We start from the raw sequence: 1,157 nt of genomic DNA, 5'->3' as shown, positions 1-1,157 counted from the left end.
AGCTATCATATGTTAAATACCAGCCATTTGAGCGAAATTAACTCGCAAAGGCATCGGGGTATTGTTTGGGGTTGTAGTCTTCTCCTCGTGTGAGCATAGCCCAGAGTGTCCGTGCGTTTTTATTGGCCAGTGCTACTGCGACTACGTTGGTGTTTCGTCGATGGATAAGTCCCCCTAACCAACTTTCCGAAGAAACTTTGTTTTTTCTGGCGATCAAAACAGAGCGTGCGCCATGAATCAGTAGCGTTCTCAGGTAAGCATCTCCCCGTTTACTTATCCCAAGTAAGGTGTTTTTACCCCCGCTAGAATGTTGTCGAGGTACCAGCCCCAACCACGCGGATAGCTGACGTCCATTCTTGAACTCGGAGGCATCCCCAATCGTGCCGACAATGGCAGTCGCACTGATAAGTCCGATACCCGGTAGAGAAGCTATCCGTTGGCTTAATTCACAATGCTTAAAGTGCTCATTGAGGAGGCGGTCGTATTGCTCAATGTGTTCGCCCAATTCCTTTAAATGCTCATACAACCGAGAGATAACCTGACGAAACGTGTCGGGTAGGCCATTGTCAGCATCCTCTAAAATTAGCGGTAAATATCGGTTAACGGCCGCTTTTCCGATGGGTATGATGATCCCAAATTCAGTGAGAAGCCCCCTTACTTGATTAATTTGTGCGGTTTGGGCTTTGATTAATCCCGAACGGGCACGGTGAAGAGAGAGTAAAGCTTGTTGGTCGGGGGATTTTATTCCAACAAAACGCATGTTCGGTCGGGTAACGGCTTCACAAATAGCTTCGGCATCCGCGGCATCATTTTTATTGGTTTTTACGTAAGGCTTAACAAACTGAGGTGCCATTAACTTCACATGGTGCCCTTGATTCGCCAAGACTCTCGCCCAAAAGTGAGCCCCACTGCACGCTTCCATTCCGATAAGACAGGGTTCTTTATTGGCAAAGAATGTAAAAAGCTGGTCCCGTTTAAGTTTCTTTTTCAGGATGGTTTTTCCATGTTGGTCAACACCATGGATTTGGAATATATTTTTAGCTAAATCGATACCTACCGTTGTTACAGTCATGCTCTTTCTCCTATCTCATTGTTACCTTCATAGTAGAAGGCTGAGGGAGGGGCGACCATTCCATTATAATAGGAATAATGAACAC

General features: G+C 46.0%; 1 protein-coding gene. It reads right to left on the bottom strand.

Annotation, left to right across the window (positions count from 1 at the left end; all coding sequences use genetic code 11):
- Positions 1-37: 37 nt before the first annotated feature.
- Positions 38-1,072, bottom strand: coding sequence for an IS110 family transposase (locus AB4484_RS24505; RefSeq protein WP_372080817.1), 1,035 nt, complete (start codon positions 1,070-1,072; stop codon positions 38-40).
- Between the last annotated feature and the right edge of the window lie 85 nt (positions 1,073-1,157).

It is taken from the genome of Vibrio sp. 10N.261.46.A3 (assembly GCF_041472995.1).
GTDB lineage: Bacteria > Pseudomonadota > Gammaproteobacteria > Enterobacterales > Vibrionaceae > Vibrio > Vibrio coralliirubri.
Note: the sequence above shows the minus strand (reverse complement) of the source record. Positions and strands in the feature narration are given on the sequence as shown.